This window comes from Prevotella herbatica, from assembly GCF_017347605.1.
Classification (GTDB): domain Bacteria; phylum Bacteroidota; class Bacteroidia; order Bacteroidales; family Bacteroidaceae; genus Prevotella; species Prevotella herbatica.
This window is the reverse complement of record NZ_AP024484.1, coordinates 560,403-580,343: the sequence shown is the minus strand read 5'-3', so window position 1 is coordinate 580,343 and position 19,941 is coordinate 560,403. Positions and strand designations below refer to the sequence as shown.

Annotated in this window: 10 protein-coding genes; 4 read left to right on the top strand and 6 right to left on the bottom strand. The window is 38.4% G+C overall.

Going from position 1 to position 19,941, the window contains the following annotated elements; genetic code table 11:
• Window positions 1-34: 34 nt before the first annotated feature.
• The 4 genes from prwr041_RS02270 to prwr041_RS02255 all read right to left on the bottom strand — a co-directional run bounded on the left by prwr041_RS02270 (window position 35) and on the right by prwr041_RS02255 (window position 8,022).
• On the bottom strand, window positions 35-1,441 hold the full coding sequence (locus prwr041_RS02270) for a sulfatase-like hydrolase/transferase (protein WP_207154711.1): 1,407 nt from the start codon (window positions 1,439-1,441) through the stop codon (window positions 35-37).
• A gap of 79 nt (window positions 1,442-1,520) precedes the next feature.
• On the bottom strand, window positions 1,521-3,791 hold the full coding sequence (locus tag prwr041_RS02265; protein WP_207154710.1) for a TonB-dependent receptor: 2,271 nt from the start codon (window positions 3,789-3,791) through the stop codon (window positions 1,521-1,523).
• A gap of 194 nt (window positions 3,792-3,985) precedes the next feature.
• Complete coding sequence (locus tag prwr041_RS02260) at window positions 3,986-6,325, bottom strand: beta-glucosidase (protein ID WP_207154709.1); 2,340 nt, start codon at window positions 6,323-6,325, stop codon at window positions 3,986-3,988.
• Window positions 6,326-6,336: 11 nt separating this feature from the next.
• A complete protein-coding gene (locus tag prwr041_RS02255; RefSeq protein ID WP_207154708.1) occupies window positions 6,337-8,022 on the bottom strand; it encodes a sulfatase family protein in 1,686 nt (561 codons plus the stop codon).
• Window positions 8,023-9,516: 1,494 nt separating this feature from the next.
• Here prwr041_RS02255 and prwr041_RS02250 point away from each other — a divergent pair.
• The 4 genes from prwr041_RS02250 to prwr041_RS02235 all read left to right on the top strand — a co-directional run bounded on the left by prwr041_RS02250 (window position 9,517) and on the right by prwr041_RS02235 (window position 15,903).
• The gene (locus prwr041_RS02250; protein WP_207154707.1) at window positions 9,517-10,800 is read left to right on the top strand and encodes a metallophosphoesterase family protein; all 1,284 of its coding nucleotides are present in this window, start codon (window positions 9,517-9,519) and stop codon (window positions 10,798-10,800) included.
• A 12-nt stretch (window positions 10,801-10,812) separates the two neighbouring features.
• Window positions 10,813-13,497, top strand: a complete 2,685-nt coding sequence (locus tag prwr041_RS02245; protein ID WP_207154706.1) for a TonB-dependent receptor — start codon at window positions 10,813-10,815, stop codon at window positions 13,495-13,497.
• A 248-nt stretch (window positions 13,498-13,745) separates the two neighbouring features.
• Window positions 13,746-14,411, top strand: a complete 666-nt coding sequence (locus prwr041_RS02240; protein ID WP_207154705.1) for a YczE/YyaS/YitT family protein — start codon at window positions 13,746-13,748, stop codon at window positions 14,409-14,411.
• Between the two features lie 289 nt (window positions 14,412-14,700).
• Window positions 14,701-15,903 (top strand): alpha/beta hydrolase family protein, encoded by a 1,203-nt coding sequence (locus tag prwr041_RS02235; RefSeq protein ID WP_207154704.1) that lies wholly within the window; start codon window positions 14,701-14,703, stop codon window positions 15,901-15,903.
• A 128-nt stretch (window positions 15,904-16,031) separates the two neighbouring features.
• On the opposite strand, the gene prwr041_RS02230 is transcribed toward prwr041_RS02235, so the two are convergent.
• Both prwr041_RS02230 and prwr041_RS02225 read right to left on the bottom strand, forming a co-directional pair.
• Entirely contained in the window at window positions 16,032-18,371 is a 2,340-nt protein-coding gene (locus prwr041_RS02230; protein ID WP_207154703.1) for a beta-galactosidase, read from the bottom strand.
• A 12-nt stretch (window positions 18,372-18,383) separates the two neighbouring features.
• Window positions 18,384-19,937 carry a glycoside hydrolase gene (locus prwr041_RS02225; RefSeq protein WP_207154702.1) on the bottom strand — a complete coding sequence of 518 codons (1,554 nt, stop codon included), beginning with the start codon at window positions 19,935-19,937 and terminating at the stop codon, window positions 18,384-18,386.
• Window positions 19,938-19,941 lie beyond the last annotated feature (4 nt).

Genomic DNA, 19,941 nt, shown 5'->3' with positions numbered 1-19,941 from the left:
GTTAAATAGATTTATTCATTATAACTTCATTAAACTATTTTAGAACGATAGCATTTGCTTTTGGACCTTTTTTAGGTTGTTCTATCAGCTTATATTCAGGCAGTATTACTTGCTTTACGCATTTGTCACCAAGTTTCCACTTTGGAAGTTTATTAAGTATAGCTCTGAACTTATCACGTATTGCGTTTTCTTCATGCGTTGCGGCAGCACGTGTGATTCCACGACGTTCTTCTGGATCTGTCTGATAGTTGAAGAAGCTACCATCAGAATATAGTTTATAATTGTGATCCTTAACATAGCGGCAAGAATAATGTTCTAGACCTGCCTGAGGAACGTGATTAGGCTGATAGTGAACGAATACATAGTCTCGCTTGTTTGGATTTTCTTTGCCTTCGAGTACAGGTAAAAAAGAATGACCGTCGCAATCCCATTCAGAAGGTACATTTATTTTCATAGCGTCAGCGAATGTTGGCATGAAATCAGTAAAGTCTACCATGTCTGAAGTTGTATGTTTAGGTAGTGTGTACTTGCCCCAGCGAGCAATCATAGGAACAGCTGTTCCTGCTTCTATTGGCATAGCCTTGCCACCTTTATACATAGTGCCGTCTTTCATTGGTGTTGTTATATAACGGGCTGTACCATTGTCACCGATGAAAATCACTATCGTATTATCTTCAATACCGAGGTCCTTTAGTTTTTTCATAACCTTGGCAAACAACTTGTCAGTATAGTGTACCATGTCAGGAAAGTATTTATTATCCTCTGCATAACGTTTCTTCGGGTCTATATCCCAGTCATCGCTCTCTGGTGTAGGATTGAATGGGTCGTGAACTAAAGTCATAGAGTAATAAGCCAGAAATGGGTGTTTGTAGTTTTTCTCGATAAAGTTACATATATAGTTCGAGAAATAGTCTGGTCCATAATCGTTCTCGGTGCAGTCTTTGTGCATCACACCATCCTCTTCAAACAAAGGCTTTGCATATTTATTTCCTTTCAAAGAAAGATGGTACAAGCAATAATTGTCAAAACCAAAATGTTTCGGCAGTCCAGGATTTTCCCCCAATTGCCATTTGCCAGCTATACAGGTTTTGTAGCCAGCTTCCTGTGCAAGGTTAGCAAAAGTCTTTTGATCCTGATTCATGAAGGCAAACTTTGAATAGTTTTTATAATTGTATTTACCTGTGAGTAGTTCTACACGTGATGGTGTACTCAGTGGCTGCGAAGTTGCATAGTTAAATTTTACACCTTCCTCGGCAAAAGCATCTAGATTCGGTGTGTTATAGGTTGAACCATAGCAACCTAAACATTCTTTTCCCATGTCATCCGCAAGAATTAGAAGGATATTAGGACGTTGGTCATTCTGCTTCTTGTTCTTGGCAGAGCCAAATGTTGGTACGAGTGTCAATGCACTAATCATACCTGTTAACAGATTCGTATTCATTATTTTTAGGTTTATGTAAATTGATTAATAATTTGTATTGAGTGTATTATATGAAATAACAATCACTCATAAAATGTATTTAGAATGTTATCTTTGTTTTCAAATCTATTGTGAATGGGCGAATAAATGTACCGGCAACAGGCTGATCATAATATGGTTCTGGATCCGTTGCTGTATTGGTTCCTACGATACGCCCTTGGGCACCAGCTTGATTAAGCAGATTTACAACATTCAGGCTAAAGCTAATATTCTTTGCAGCTTTATAGTCTACTCCTGCGAAAGTTTCCCAACGAGAAGGGAAGAAAAGTGTACCAGGATAAGCACAAGGCGCCTTACTGAAGTAACGTGCACTTGCCCATATTCTGAACTTGCCAAAGCTATAACTTGGATCTATTTCAATAAGAGTTTTAGAGCAGGTACGTGCAGGTATACCGTCATAATCATAATGCTCACCGAATACGTCAAAAGAGAAGTTCTTATATACAGGGTTTTGTAGAGTTAGCATCATGTGAAGTGAAAATCCTTTGAATGGTTTTAACACTGCATCAGTAGTCCATCCTAAAGTTTGGATGTCATATAGGAATGACAGCTTAGTTGACTCTCCTTCCTTGTTAGAGAAACTACCTGAAGCATAAAGATTGCTACGGCTGATATGGCTGATACGAGATACAATGCTTATTAGTGGTGAGTTATAAAAGACACCTCCTGCAAAGTAAGGTATTACATTGGTTTTTGACATTGGATCATTAGCACCCTTATAAACATTGATTCCATCAGAAACTTCAATGTAATAGGCATCACCAACTATACCAAAGTTTGGAAGAATATTATAAGTAGCTGTAGCTGTGAAGCTCTTATTCCAGAAGTTGCGATTGATAGGACTGGTCTCACCAGATACCCATGTAGCATCTTTAGAAGAACTGCGGTCGCTTTTAGGACACCAAGTGCCAACAAGTCTGTGCCATTCGAAACGTGCACCTAAATCAATCTTTAAGTTTTTAATAGGCTTAACGTTACTAAGTGCGTAGATGGCATTCTTAAATTCATTACCGTTATAGTAAAAGAAAGCACCATTATAATTCCACTGTCCATTCTCGTCAGCCTGTTTGTTCACCCATGCACCATTTTTATCTTTAACTTGAAGCGAAATCTGACGAGGGTTAGGAGCTACCTCTGACAGGTAAGAATAGGTGCCTTGAATAGCTTTGTCTACATGCCAAGCATAGCCTGTGTAGCCAAGGCTATAGTTAAAGTTGTGTCCTTTTTTGTTCAATTCAAATCTACCTTGCAAGAGACTAGCTGGGCGCTTTGGTGCAATACCCATCTGTATATTTTGTACTAGTCCTGTGTACACCTGATTGTTGTTGTTGTCAGCATAAATATAACGTTGGGTAGAAGGAAGACCATCTTGGCTCTTGATGGCATTGAAAGAATAATTTGTTTTTCCAGATTCGGAGCGTTGATAACGTAAAGAATAATCGATTGTAAGATTTTTATGTAATATGTTGTTACCTAGAATATCAAAAGAATGTACGGTTGATCCTGTACCCTTCATCAGGTTTATGCTCTCCATCTGACCATTCAGTGGATTTTTATAAATGTGGTTTATGTCACCAGTAGCATAGCTTTTCTTTCCTATTTCAAAGTTGTCAAGTGCTGTAACCTGTTTATCTTTGTGGAAAGTGTAAGGGCAGACATTGTCATTTATCTTCTGCGAATTCATAAACTTGTATTGGAAACTAATCTCACCATTCTTATATTTTTTAGTCAGCAAACCTTTGATAAGAAAAGTCTTGTCTAGGTAGTTTGTCCATGATGGATGTGTAGATCCAGGATCCATGGTCACAAATGCGTTGAAATGATAAAACCAGTTATTCTTTATAGGACCGGATAACGAAAGATTGCCCCCCATCAAGCCGAAAGAGTTCGTGTGGAGATTAAGTTGACCTACAAACTTATTTGTCCCTTTACGTGTTGCGGTAGCCATGGAAACACCCACGTCACCTAATTTTATAGCTGTTTTTGATAGGCTCCATGAATCAGGTCTTTGAAAACTTCCATCCTGACGCCAAGCCTGATTAGGCATTAATAGGTAAGTATCTGGACTGATAAGCATACCATTTTCAGAAACGACAGTACCACCAGTTCCTTCTGGAAGTCCTACATTAATAAAACGTGGAGAGGTCTCATCAGAAGCATTCAACATCATATTGTTTGCTTTGCCTGTTTGTGTACTATTTTCTGTTTCACGAGCTTTTCCAGCTTTTTGCTTTTCATTGTTTTTCTGTGCAGACATTGGCAAAGCCAACGTAGTTGCTAAAGACAGAATAAGGAAACTTTTTGTTTTCATAAAAATTATTAGTTATGATAATAGAATTGATTGTTATTTGGTTTTTATTGATTTCGGTTGCAAAGTTAATAAAACATGCTTTAACATATTCTTAGAGTAATGTTACAAAGTAAACTTATAAAACATTTAAGTGTAAGATAATCAGATAGTTATGCATGTTTAATATTATATAAAAGTAACCTATTTAATCTTGGTTATGAATGTCTCTTCAACTTATTTAAGATGAATTGAGTCTTAAGAACATCACTACATTTAACAAATGATTTCTTTACATCTATATTTACTATCTGACGAATGTCTTGGCTTGAACTTCCAATGAGTAACTTGTAGTTTCCTGCGTCAACACGCCAACTTGAAGCAACATCATCGTATGAGGCTAACTCTTTTTTATTGAATGTTAATTTTACAGTGACAGTCTCATTTGGTTTTAATTCTTTTGTCTTAATAAAAGTCTTCAATTCTTTAGCCGGCTTATTTAATTTCACCTGGTTTGGAGCCACTGCATATAATTCAATAACCTCTTTGCCCGAAGTTTTGCCTGTGTTCTTTATGTCAACAGCAACAGTAATCAAACTTCCTTTCAGTATCACGTGTGCATTGCTATAATCAAATTTAGTATATGAGAGCCCATAACCGAATGGATAGGAAACATGTTTATTGAAACTGTCAAAATAGCGATAGCCAACATAAATATCTTCATCATAGTTAGTATAGTCGATATTCTTTATCGTTGTATTCCTGTCATTCTTTCCGTTTATATTGAAGTCAATCATCGAAGCATCCTTCGGAAAGTTTGCTGATGAGGCATCATCTTCATAATTGATAGGGAATGTCATCGTAAGTTTACCAGAAGGACACACTTTACCTGTTATGATATCTGCCACGCTGTTGCCTCCTTCCTGTCCTCCTTGCCATGCGCAGAGTATAGCATCAGGTATAGCTTTCCATGATGAAGTTTCTATCACTCCTCCGATGTTTAGCAATACTATTACTTTTTTACCTAGTTTATGAAAGGCTTCACTTGTTTTTGTTATAAGCTCTTTCTCTTCCTTGCTAAGTAGAAAGTCACTTTCTTTTCGGTCTACAAATTCTCCCGAAATCCTGCCTAAAGTTATAATAGCTACATCTTGTGTCTTAGCTAAATAATCCATTTCTGAATCACTGATAATCATTTCTTTAGGAAGTGGTTTCGATAAAAAACGGGAAAAAGGACCAGTCGGCTTTTTGGCATGCAAATTAGCATCTGTAATATAATTTTCATAGGCATGTTGCAATGTCGCATCAGTGTTCATTCCTGCATTTCTTAATCCATCTAACAGTGATACTGTGTAGGCTCTGTTTACATTTCCTGAGCCAGTTCCACCTGGAATAAACTTATAAGATGTGCAACCCAGCAATGCTACATTTCTTATGTTATTAGCAAAAGGTAATGCACCGTTATTTTTAAACAGAATCATTCCTTCTGTTGCACTTTGACGAGTTACAGCAGCATGAGCTCTCAAATCAGGATTATTACTGTAATGGTAATTTTTAAATCGTGGCGTTTTCTCTACCACTTGAAGAATACGTTTTACGTTTTTATCTAATCCGTTTTTTTTCAGAGTCCCGTTAGCGAGTGCATTCTTCAACTGATTATATTGTTCTTTACGTCCCGGCATGAGCAGATCATTACCAGCATTCATTTGTTCCACAGCGTCTTTACCACCATACCAATCTGTCATGACCATTCCTTTAAATCCCCATTCTTTTCTGAGTAGGGTTGTTAACAAGCCATAGTTTTGCGATGCATAAATGCCATTAATATAGTTATAAGACGACATTATTGTCCATGGATGAGCCTCTTTAACCGCAATTTCAAAACCTTTGAGATATATTTCCCGAAGGGCGCGTTGTGAAATGCGTACATCTACATTCTGGCGATTAGTTTCTTGGTTGTTTACGGCAAAGTGTTTCAATGATGTTCCTATGCCGTTACTTTGGACGCCACGTATATATGCGGCACCAATTTTTCCGGCCAAGATAGGATCTTCACTGTAATATTCAAAATTTCTACCACAAAGGGGATTACGCTGAATATTAATTGCTGGTGCCAGCAGCACATCTACTCCATATTCCTTCGCTTCATCACCTATACAGCGACCAACTTCTTCTACCAAAGGAACATTCCAAGTTGAAGCTAGCAATGTACCTATCGGGAAGTGTGTACAATAATAAGTGCGAATATCGTTTTTTCTGGTAGAATCTATACGTAACCCTGCTGGTCCGTCAGCCAACACTGCTGATGTGATACCCAGTCGCTTGATGTCATAAGTATTGCCAGCTGCACCAGGAACAATCTTCTCTGAAGTTCCGATAACAGCACTTCCATCCGTATTTACCTCCAACTGGTCACCGATGACAATATGTAGTTTTTCTTCCATTGTCATGGCATCAACAATCTTGTTGATATCAGTGTTGCCTAGTTGCTTAACATTGTTTCCGCACGAAATAAGCAACGGAGCAACACCTATCATTATTTTTAGAATCTTTTTCATTTGGAAAACGATTAATATTCGTCAATTTTCAGATTTTTGCGATAACAGTTCAGTTTCTTTTTCAGTTTATTAAATATGTTGTCAGTACCTTTCTTTCCATAAATATTATTTAATTCGTTAGGATCATTCTTCAAATCATAAAGTTCATAATAGTTGATGTCGGGATCATTATGGAAATATTTGGCTGCTGAAAGTTTTTTAAACAGGTTATTCTCACGTGTTCCTGGAGTATTCTGATACTTGTTTTCGCTTACGGCACGTATTCCACCTTTTCCATAAAAGTGTATCAACTTATATCGTTCTGTACGTACTCCGTCGTGTTTGCGCACCAAGTGGAATGTAGGATAGTCATAATAATGATAATATAAGCTTTTTCTCCAGTTCTTAGGAGCTGTGCCTGAAAATAAAGACTCTAGAGATCGTCCTGTCATTTCTTTTGGCTGCTTTATACCTGCCAATGATAGAAAAGTAGGTGCAAAATCTATATTCTGAACTAATGAGTTGCAAACACTTCCTTCCTTAATATGTCCTGGATAGCTTATTATTAGTGGTGTGTGCATTGATTCTTCATACATAAAACGCTTATCAAACCATCCGTGTTCACCCAAGTAAAAACCTTGGTCAGAAGTATATACAATAATAGTATTCTTATCAAGACCATTCTTCTCTAAATAATCCAGCAACTTGCCTACACTCTCGTCAACAGAGGCTATTACTGCCATGTAGTCACGTATATAATTTTCGTATTTCCATTTCGTGAGTTCCTTTCCTGTGAGATGAGCCTCAATAAACTTGCGGTTACGTGGCATGTAGTATTTATCCCAAGCTATGCGTTGTTCTGAATTTAGTCGTCCCAGTTCACCCATCAGGCACATGTAGGAAAAACGATCTTGAGCTTTGGTTGTATCCATCATTTCTGGCACCTTTAAGTCTTGAATAAGTTCCATGGCATGAGTGATGTTCATATTCTGTGTGTGGGCAGCCGAGCCGCGTGTTGAATAATCATCCCAGAAAGTTTTTGGTAAAGGGAAGACTACGCCATCATATTTGCCAATATTTTTTGGAGCAGGCATCCAGTTACGGTGAGGCGCTTTATGGTGAACCAATAAGCAGAAAGGTTTATTTTTGTCACGATGATCAAGGAAATTTATGGCATGTTCTGTTATAAGGTCAGTAGCATAGCCTTCCTCTTTTCTATATTGTTTATAGTGGTGTGTTGAGCAAAAAGTTGGATTATAATAAGTTCCCTGATCGTCAAGGATGTGATACCAGTCAAATCCCTTTGGTTCGCACATAAGGTGCCATTTACCTACAATACCAGTTTCATAACCAGCCTGTTGAAGCAATTCTGAGAAAAATGTTTTAGTAGAATCAATACCCTCCAACAGTTGTCGTTGACCGTTCTGATTAGAGTAAAGACCCGTAATTAGGCAAGCACGACTTGGTGACGAAAGAGAGTTCTCTACAAATGCAGAATTAAAAAGCATCCCACGGCGAGCCAAACGGTCAATGTTTGGTGTAGGTGCCAACTTTGAAATAGGACTCCCATAAGCACTGATAGCTTGCATTGCATGGTCATCACACATTATGTAAAGAATGTTAGGGCGTTGATGGATTTGTTGAACTTGGCCCATAGCTTTAACTGCAACACAAGAAAAAGCAAGAGTTGATAAAATTGCTAATTTAGAATTTTCCATTTTTAGTTATTATATCTTATTATTGTTTACGGTATTATTTAATTGTGTCAGCAAAGTTACAATTCTTTTCTTCTCTATATATACAGTAGTAACATGTGAAAGTAATATTGTATAATATATAAATAATTGTTAATCAGTGCGTTATCATTTTTTTTAAATATTAAAAAGTAAACTTTTAAGTGCTTGTTTTTAATTTACTTTTCATCAAACGAGTGTGTTTTTCATTATAATTATTTCAATAGTGTCCACTTAAAATGATTAATCTTTAGTGTCGCGTCTTATAAATTAACTGTTTGAGCTTAGATTTCTTGATGACGATTTGAATTTTGTACAGTTAGGGTGTATTACCTGCGTTTCTTCATGTTTTTAGCTACGAAGCTACGGTATCTCAGGGAAAGCCTATAAACAGCGGGACTGGCGATACGTAGCTTGCTGGATTTAGCTTCGTGAGCTACGTTCTAGCTACGTCAATATGTGTCGTTTTAGAATGGAACATAATTTCTATGAGTAAATTTGTCAAAGAACCGTTAGCTGCATCTGATGAACTGAGGAAGTGTAAATAGATTCTGCAAACGAAAGCAGAATTTTCAAGCTTGTTTTAATGTTCTGCCGAATTCCGCTGAATTCTCGGCAAAGATACTGCAAAAAAATTGTCCATGCAATGGGATTTAGGTTAGACTGTTAGCCAAAGTTTTAATTATTGCGTGCTACACATCGTAATCACGTGCGCATGCATGCGTACGCACTCTGTGTTTTTCGTAAAAACAAGTGTCGAAGTGTCTATCATCTGAACATCAACTAGTTAGTTCTATTTTCGAGTATAATTAAGTGACGGTTATGTGTCGGTAAAATCTAGAGAAAGATTTTCATCATATTGTATTGCGTTCTACGATGTTTTGCAATGTGTTTTACGTTATATTGCATTGCGTTTTACGAAGTATTGGAAGGTAAAACAACGTAAAACGCAATGCGTTTCTATATAGAAACGCATGCAAAATTTGAGATTCGACCGTCACCTTGTGTTAGTAAAAATGGTAGATAACATATTGATATTCATCATGTTGACACTTCGCCACTTGTATTTTAAAAACTCCTAGTGTGCGCGTGTACATGTGTACATTATATATGCATAGAACTAGTAACGTAGCTAAAACGTAGCTCACGAAGCTAAATCCTGTGAGCTACGTATCGTCAGTCCCTCTGTTTATAGGCTTTCCCAGAGATACCGTAGCTACGTAGCTAAAAATATGAAGAAACGCAGGGGGGGAGACAGCTTAAATATATAAAATTCAAATCGTCACCGAGAAATATAGACTCTAAATATTTAATTTATAATGTGTTACATTAAATGTTAATCATTTTAAGTGGACACTAGTGTTTTATTTTTACTCTGGTAACTCAGCTTCCCTCTGAAACTTTAATATAATCTAAATGTGTTTTAAATCTCTTTGTAATTCTATGTATTTATTTTTGCATTGTACTAAAATATGAAAAATGGAAATAATCAAAAAGATTTGGACATGTATTATGTCTTTATTGTTAGTAGCGCCATCATCAATGGCTCAAGTGCAGATTGCTGTCGTTTCAGACGTACACGTAATGGACCCCTCTCTTTTAAAGGAAGACGGAAAGGCTTTTACTGAATATATAAGCCAAGATAGGAAGATGCTTCGTGAGTCTACATCTTTATTAAGTGCATTTACTGATAGCATACTTAATTCATCTGTTAAGTATCTGCTCATACCAGGTGATTTAACTAAGGATGGTGAGTTGGTATCTCATCGTTATTTAATTGATAATTGTTTGAGCCGACTAAGAAATGCCGGTATCACAGTACTTGTTATTCCTGGTAATCACGATGTAAACAATCCTCACGCTGTTGCCTATGACGGTGCTCGTAAAACAAGAGTAGCTACCGTTTCGCGTTCTGAATTCGCACAGATGTATAAAGATTATGGTTACGGTAACGCTATCGCTCGTGACACGGCTTCTCTTTCTTATGTGTATCAACTTACTCCAACGCTGCGTGTTCTTGCTTTAGATGCCACCGAATCAGATCAGAATGATTTTAGTAAAGATATCTGTGTCACTCCAGGAAGACTAAGACCTGCCACCTTGTTATTTATTAAAGAGCAGTTAGCTAATGCTAAGAAGCAAGGCATCACTGTTATCGGAATGATGCATCATGGCTTACTCCAACATTGGAAATACCAGAATAAGATGATACCCGGCTATGTAATAGATAATAATCTGTCCATAGCTTCAATGATGTATAAAGCTGGCTTGCGCGTCATGCTTACCGGACATTCGCATGCACAAGATATTACCCAATATAAGGGCATCTATGATGTTGAAACAGGTTCGTTGGTCAGTTATCCATCTCCTTATAGATTAATCACGTTACAAGGCGATAAAATGAAAATCACGACACATCATATCAATACTATCAAAGGTTATTCAGGCAACATCAGTTTTAAGGATTATTCTAAGAGTTATGAAACAAGAGGTTTCAACACATTCTTGCAGAAAGTTATTCCTACTCAGATGCCCGATAGCGTAAGAACCAAAGCTATCGACTTCCTTTCTGATATGATGATTAAGAATTATGCTGGTGACGAGAAGATAACCGATGCTGAAGAAGCACAGCGAATTCAGATTGCAAATATGATCAGAAAGTCTTACTCGTTTAAATGGAGCATCATCTTTAGACGAGTATCCAAGGCTATTGGCAACGACACTGCGCCAGCTGATAATGATTTCAGTATAGATATAAAATAGAATGAAATGAAAATGTTTAAAAGATTGTTTTTCAGTTTGTCACTTATCGCCTTTTCCACCCTTTCTTTCGGTGCGGTTGATAACGTGAACAAAGGAGTTGTTGTTGATGATAACGGACAGCCTTTGCCTGGTGTTGTGATCTCTCTGATGGGTTCAAATTTCTCTGTTGTTACAAATGCTTCAGGAGTCTTTTCTTTACCCTCATCTATCAATAGGGGAGAACTGCAGTTTTCTTATATCGGCTATAAGCGCCAGCGATTAAATATCGCGGATAATATGAAAGTTGTGATGAGCCAAGACCATAAACTCCTTGACGAAGTTCTGGTTACCACTCAGAAAAGGAATCAGTCAGCAGTTGATGTTCCTGTTGCAGTGAGTGCATTGTCGGGTCAAAGTTTGCAGATGTTGAACGTGAAGCAGATGGACGAAATGGCTCAGTATATTCCAGGATTGCAAGTACAGCTTCAAAGTCCTAATAATCCAGGCTATGTTATCCGTGGTGTAACCTCAGATGATGGTGCATCTTATTCACAGCCACGAATCTCTGTCTTTCAGGATGGTGTGCCAATGTCACGTTCAAGAGCCTCTGTCGTAGAACTTTTCGATATGGAACGTGTCGAAGTTGTTAAGGGACCGCAGGGAACTCTCTTTGGTCGTGGAGCAGAAATCGGCGCAATGCATTTCATCACTCATAAACCAGTCAACTATCTCACGGGTGAGTTATCTCTTAATTATGGTACTCATAATCAACGTGGTGCTTCCGGCTTCATCAATACTCCTTTAATTAAAGATAAATTATCTAATCGCTTTTCATTTTCCTACGATGCTCACGATGGTTTTATTAAGAATTTATCAGGAGGTAGCTTGAATGGAAAGAGTGCTTTAGCATTACGAAATTCCACACGCCTGTTTACGGATGATAACACCTATTTCGATTTGATATTGAATTATCAATATGATGATTATCCTGGCACATCATTTAAAAGTAACAGTCTTGCTCCAGTCGGCGGTGATGTAAGTCCGTTTACTGCTGCAAGTCTCGAAGAAGGTAAACGTCTGGGTATTAAACGACATGTTGGTGGAGCCACACTTCTGTCTAATCATGACTACAATAGCAATCTGCATCTTTCCACTACAACAGGCTTCAGAGCCTTTAAGTCAAACGAAAACTTTGATGCTGACGGAACATATCTTCCGCTTCTTGATTGCGAAGAGAATGAAAAAGGCATTCAGTTCAGTCATGAAATGCGACTGAATTATAACAAGGGTAACTTCAATGGCTTTGTTGGAGCCAGTTACTTTTATGAGAATTCCAATCAACAGGCTGTTGTGCGCAGTAATCTTCAGTCATTATATCCTGCTTACGCTTATAAGGCTTTTGCTGCTAAGGTGCAGCCGCAGATTACCAAACTTGCTGACATGCTGCCAACCATGCTACCTGCTGCCTATCAGCCTGCTGTCTCTCAAATGATGTCTGCCTTACTAAAGAAATGGTTTCCTTCGTCTTATGATCTCACAACAACCAGTAAGTTAACTTCAACTCCAGACTTTTATGGTGATGTCAAAACAGCTTTAGCAGCTTATAATATATCTCTTGATGATATGTTAGCTTCACTCGGTACACAGGGACAAACAATCTTGGCTACCATTAAATCATCGTCTGCCCTGCCTTTAAATACCTCTCATTATGAGGAAGGTACAAACTATGGTATCAATCAGGCTGCCGAAGTGTTTGCAGACGGAACTCTTAATGTTGCTAAAGGATTATCGTTCACAGCCGGACTTAGAGGAACCTATGAACATCAGCGTACTGGTTATGAATCTAAAACGCAACCCGATCCGCTTTTCGGTAGCATCCTATACCAGCCAACAAACAAAACTGTATATGCCAGTGATGATTATTATTCGTGGGTAGGTCGTGTTGTTGCTAACTATTTGTTTTCAGGAAACAATGCCTATGTCAGTGTATCCAGAGGTAGACGACCTGGAGTAATCGCCTTTAATAATTCAGCCGATAATATCAGTCATCTAAAGCCCGAAATAATTATAAGCTATGAAGTAGGATTGAAGGGCGCCTTGCTTCATAAAATGCTAAACTATGATTTTAGTGCATACTATTATGATTGGTCACATTTCCAGACCATGACGTTAACTGATGCAACGGGTTCGATAGCAAAGGTATATACAGCTAATGATGCAGGTAAAGCTCATTGCTTAGGTTTAGAAGTAGGACTGAACTACGCTCTTGACTCTCACATTTCATTGTTTGCTAACTATGCCTATATTGACGGTAAGTTTAATAATAACGATGAAAATGGAAATCCTCAGGAATATGCAGGACATCGTTTCCGACTCACGCCAAAAGTTACTTATTCATTTGGCGTTAATGCTGGGTATGACATTGACAGAAACACGCGCGTCTATTTCCGTCCATCCTACGTGTATAAGTCAAAAGTATATTTTGAAGATGATAATGATCCACAGTTAACTCAGGATGGTTTCGGCATCGTAAACGTGAATTTAGGAATAAGCAGAAAGATAAAGAATATCATGTACGACTTCTCTTTGTACGGCAAGAATGCTTTAAACAAAAAATATCTTATTGATGCCGGCAATAGCGGTAATCAGATTGGCTTCCCAACGTTCATAGCTGGCAGCCCAAGCGTATTTGGTGCGCAATTACGATTATCGTTTTAATAAGCAATCTCCCGCTAATCTCGTAGAGAAACACAGCTATATAAACCGCCTGTTCTCCTGCAGATAGCGCAGATTAAATGCAGTTGCGTGAACTGTACAGTCTCTCGCAGATTTCCCCAACTGTATTTGTCTGTGTAATCTGTGGGAGAACATTGATATATAACGAAATAACGGCAATAGCAAAGATTAGAATGATTGTTATTTCGAAGTTTTTTGTTACCTTTGCATACCGTAAAGGAATATTATAAATGAAGAAAATTTTAGCAAGGTATTTAATATTTACCGTTGGGTTGTATTTGTTAAGTTTAGGTATAGTTTTAATAATTCGTTCAGCACTGGGCACTACTCCGATATCAAGTTTAAACTATGTAGTGAGCATAAACACATCATTGTCACTTGGTACATGCACCTTTATTCAAAACTTATTTCTTATTGTAGCTCAGTTTTGGCTTATACGAGGTAACTCTTCAAGAAAAAAAATATTTGAGATACTGATGCAGTTGCCATTTTCATTTGTTTTCGGTGCGTTCATAGACTTTAATATGTATCTATGCAATAACATTACACCAAATAGCTACATTGCTTCAATCATACTTTTGCTTATAGGTTGTGTTGTTCAGTCAACAGCTGTTGTGCTGGAGGTAAAACCAAATGTAGTGATGATGAGTGCTGAGGGATTTGTGAAGTACTCTGCTGATCGTTATAATAAAGAGTTTGGAAAAATTAAACGAAAGTTTGATATATTCTTAGTTGTTTTGGCTGTATTGGCATCTCTTATGATGTCTAAACATATACAGGGCGTGAGAGAGGGCACCGTAATAGTAGCACTCATCACAGGAACAATCGTTACTTTTATAAGTCAGAAATTGCTGACGCGACGCAATTACGATCGAATACGTAATAGAGCACGGTAGTGATAAAGATATAATGAGATGATAAAGCCCCGAAAGAAATACATAATCTTTCGGGGCTTTTTTTATGATGATAACTAAGACGATAATCAGGATTTTTATAGCTTGTAGTATGTTTGTATATTTTGGATGATGTTCTTTTCGTTTTATCCGATGTTCTTTACGTAGTATCATGCGTAAATTATGTTAAGGAAAAATGCAAATGTGGAATTTATGTACTTAATTTGCAATCACAGATTGTGTAAAACAGATTCAGATAACATCAAAAATTATTATAAAAATTTGAAACGCTATGAAACTATATTTTAATGATCAGGCTTTCTCTTTTGAATTATTGAGAGCCGTAAGCTATTCTCGCTATCATGGTGCAAGTATTGGTGAAGCTCTGGCTACCGCAGCACGCATAAAGGAAGGTGACTTCAATAGTTGGTATGAGGAGTTCTCTAAAACCGCAGAGAAGACTGCTGCAAGAGCAGAGAAATGTTTGGAGGGAAAGCATAAAACTAGTGCTAAAGAAGCTTTTCTGAGAGCGCATAATTACTATCGTACAGCAGAATTCTTTCTTGACGGAACAGATCCTCGAAGAATGCAGAACTTTACAAAGAGCGTAGATACATTTGAGAAGGCAATGAAGCTATTTAAAACACATTATGAAATAGTGGAAATACCTTATCAGGATACTTATCTTAAAGGATATTTCTTTGGTTCGCATGACTATGATCCGAAGAAACCAAAACCTACATTGATGGCGATAGGTGGATATGACTCTACATTACAGGAACTTTACTTCTGCGCTGCTGCTCCTGCAATAGACAGAGGTTATAATTGCCTTATATTTGAACTTCCTGGTCAAGGACAGGCTTTACGCACTCAAAATCTGATTATGCGACATGACACAGAAGTCCCTGTAGGAGCAGCAGTAGACTTTATTTCAAAGCGAATAGATGTAGATATGAATGCCGTGGCTCTATTTGGTATGAGCCTTGGGGGGTATTTTGCTCCAAGAGCTGCTGCTTTTGACGATAGAATAAAAGCTGTTGTTACGTTCAACGTATTCTATGACACTTACGAGTCTACACTAAATCAGAACCCACAGCTGAAGATGCTTGAAACTATGCCTAACGAGAAGAAAGAAGCATTGTTGGCTATGGCTGAGGAGAAGAATCCTAGCTTGAGGTGGATGATAAACAATGGAATATGGGTGATGGGATTAAAACATCGCTATGAGGTGTTTGAGGAAATGAAAAACTACACGCTACGTGGCATCGCAGATAAAATTAAATGTCCTGTTTTGCTGACAATAGGCGAGGCTGATCACTTTGTGTCTGAAGACCAATTACAACAGTTGACAGACTCAATTAAATCGCCAAAGACAGTGTATAGATTCACAAGAGAGGATGGAGCAGAAGAGCATTGCCAGGAGGGTAATCACGAATTATTCCATCAAGTGATGTTTGACTGGATGGATGATGTCTTTAAGTATTATCCAGAATAATAATCCAATAAATGATATAGCTGCAATCCCTTTCTATGTAGGGATATAATGAAAAAAGAGGATATGTAAATGCATATCCTCTTTTCTTTTAGTATCTGTTTTTATTTTGTATATCAGATTACATTTATTTAATAAACGTATATCTTATAGTCTTTCATTGCTCCAGGAGCATCTTTCTCAGCTCGTGGAAGTTGTTGGATACCAGAGATAGTCTGGCTGCTTCCCAAGTCAATCACCAATAGGTGGGGGAGAGCAGTACCCTTTACTGTCTGCCAATATGTAGACTCCTGTAAGTCGAATACCTTATCACCAAGATGATTACCGGTTTCATTCTCACTATCAGCATATTTTGTTGTCCATGATTCACGTGATATGCGGTTGCCGTCAGCATCAAGAGCGTAGAGTTCGGCTATAGCTAACACATCATCACCTGTTTGTGTTGAATTGCACTGTATGGCAATATATCTTCCCTTTGCTGGAGCATCAAACTTAACAGTCTGCCAACCATTACCTGCGTTCATGCTGCCTTTGGCAACAGGAGTAGCAGAATTAAGGTCTGGACGATCGCCCGGAGCATTATGCTTGTTGGTTTTCTCCATTTGGAGCTTGTTAAGTTCTGGTGTTTCCTGTCCCCAAACAACAGGTTGCTTAGGTCCGACTACATCAAGAACGATGATTTCGTTTTTACCCTTCTTCAACCAGCATCCTGGCATGTATAATGTCTGCTGAGGACCGATACTCCAGAATCTTCCCAAGGCATGTCCGTTTACATATACCTGACCTTTACCCCATGTCTCCATGTTAATGAAAGTGTCACCAGTCTTGCTAAGATTGAAATAACCACGATAATATCCACGATTACCCATAACTTTGTCTGTAGCGTGCTGACTAATCTTATTCAGTGCTTTTTCTGCTGTGTTGCAGTCGTCAGGTATCTTAGCAGTCTGCCAACCCTTCAAAGTATATGTTAGAAGATGATTACCTTCATTTGTGTCGATCGTTACATCCTTAGTGATACCCTTATAGTCCTTTATGGCGCGTCCAAAGTTGATACGTCCCATAGCCTCAATAACGATAGTCAGTTTGTCGCCTTCGTTTACAGCAGGTAAAGAGATGCTCTTTTCATTCTTCACGCGGTCAATGCTACCAATATATTTATTGTTAATAAATACTTGTGCAAAGTCGTGACAATCATTAATATAAAGTGTACTTGGATTTGCAATAGCAGGCAATGTATTGGTATATACCATAGAGCCCCATCCCATATCAGCAGCCTCCATCGTGAGGTCGTCGCCAGTGTTAACAAAAGAATCGCAGCCGTTTATAAGCGGTGAAAATTCGTTCAGTCTTATCTTTGGAATAGAGAAAACATGTGCGATAGGTTTAGGAACAGCAGGAAGCTTCTTTCCATTGTTGTATTTCTGCATCATGTTACGCAGTTCCCAGAACTTAGGTGTAGTCAATCCTGATTCGCTTATCGGTGCATCGTAATCATAAGATGTTACGTCTGGTGCAAATCCAGGACTATTGGCACCAGCCCAGTGTCCGAAACTTGTTCCTCCGTGAGTCATATAGAGTGAGAATGATATACCTTTAGACAACATTTCGTCAATACCATCAACCATATCCTTTGCAGGACGTGTCTCATGGCGTGCACCCCATTTGTCAAACCATCCACTCCAGAATTCTGAACACATCTTTGGTGCATCAGGACGTAGTTCGCCAAGACGTTTAAACTGTTGGACAATATTTGCACCAGAACCGAAATTCATTGTCCATACAAGGTCATCAAGTCCGTTTTTCTCAAAGTTACTAGACCAGTCACACTGGAACAAAGTCACCTTGTCAAATCCTGAACTTTTAACGATGTCGCGTATCTTAGAAACGTAAGGCTTGTTTTCACCATAAGAACCATATTCATTTTCAACCTGAACCATAATAATAGGTCCGCCGTTCTGAATAGTTAATGGAGCAAGCTGTTCGCCAACTTTCTTCTCAAACAATTTAACTCGTTCGATGAAATAAGGATCATCCTCACGAAGTCTTATATCTTTTTTCTTCAGCAGCCACCAAGGTAGTCCTCCCATTTCCCATTCTGCGCATACGTAAGGTCCGGGACGTACGATGACATACATACCGTTTTTCTTAGCCAACTTACAGAAGGCAGCTATATCATTGTTGCCAGTGAAGTCGAATTGACCCTCACGCTGTTCGTGAATGTTCCAGAATACGTATATGCATACAGTGTTCATGCCAAGAGACTTGCACATTTTTATTCTGTTATCCCAATATGCACGTGGTATTCTTGGATAGTGAATTTCGGCTGCCTTCACAACAAAAGGTTTTCCGTTTAGCAGAAATGTGTTTTTCCCTACAGTGAAGTCACCACCCTTTGCACTAATCGTAGTTGCAGAGAGAGATAACAGTAGGGAGGCAGTAATAAGTTTGATGCTGCGTGATAGTTTCATTATAATATCTTTTTATTTAGTTATAAACGTTGTTATTGAACATGGCTCTAACACAGACTCGCCTGTAGATGAACCTACAGGTTTGAGGTTTTCGCCAGTAACATCTGATGTGCGGTATAACAGCCATGATGCTTTATGATCAGGCAATGGGAGAGTGATGCTTCTTGATTTCTCAGAATAGTTGATGAACACAACTACCCAGCTTCCGTCTGCATTTCTATAGGCAGAAGTCATAACCCCATAAGGTTCTGTTTCTCCATCTTTTACCTTTACATTTTCTTCATTTGTTACATCAATGTCATAGCGTTGTGCTTCTGGGCGTATGAAGCGGCTATAGTTGCCTATAGACCACATCAGCTTTGAATCAATGGCTTTTCCTGTTTTCCAGTTGTCAGCGCTTAGCACTCTGATAAGTCCGTCTTTATAGTCGCCTCCCATAGAACGCCACCATGACCAGCTTTCAGCATTGCCATATACTAGGTCGTGATGAATTACGCGAGCAACATATAATCCTGTGCGCATAGAGTAGTCGAAATAGCCTCCTCCTCCAATCTCTTCATCATTGCTCATGATGCATAACTCTGTTTGCCAATAACGTAAATTATACTTTTTTAGTGTATCGCGAAGGTTCTCGCGTATCTCTCGCATATACTTTACTGGAGTATTTGTCCAATAGCTGTGTGCCATCATCACATTAGGTACTCCATACGTATTACCTAAATATGTCGCAGTGCTGTCCTTAGAGAAGAAAGTACGTATTTGATTGGCTCTTTGCCAACTAGTCATGTGAGTGCCAAGCAGACATCTTATATCGCTACTCTCATCAATCATGATATTGGTAGAGATATGGTCTTTGTGAAACTCTTTGCTAATAGCTCTTGTCAATTTGGCAATATCTCTGTTAGTGGCAGGAGATCCCTCTTGTTTTGGACCTAGCCAGTTCCAATGACCATCAGGTTCATTTACAGGGGACAGGTAATCAAAGTGTATGCTATCGTGCTTTTCAATGCCTTTTATGACATTTGCCGCAAACTTTGCCACTTTATTGTAGCAGTCTTCACGTAAATTTATATCTCCACCACGACCAGTGTTCGTAGCAAGTCCATTCTTTGTGAAATAGACAGGCGAAGAATTCATGAAAGCAAGGAAATGCTTAACTCCACGTTGTTTTGCCAACTTAAGGAAGTTGCGCTGTCCCAGTTGCTTGTTCCAGTCATATTTGCCATTAGGCTGAAGGAAACACTCTGTGCGTGTGCCTGAGTTGATTTGTGAACTGTCTCCTTGCTCATAACTACCCGCGCCAAGATTAAATCTCCATACAGAAAGACCAATACCTTTAGGTTGTCCATTGGTATCGTTGTCTGTACTGAAAAGCCAATCAGCAATCTGATTCTGCTGTTTTTCGGGCCATAAGCCTGTAAACTGCATGCTCCATGCATCAGATGCACCAAAGTGCATAATCTTTTGCATGGGCTTGTCGGTATTTATTCTATATGTGTTATGTTGTGCGCTAACGCCTAAACTGAATGATATTATAATACCAGTGAGAATAGAAAGTTTCTTCATCAAT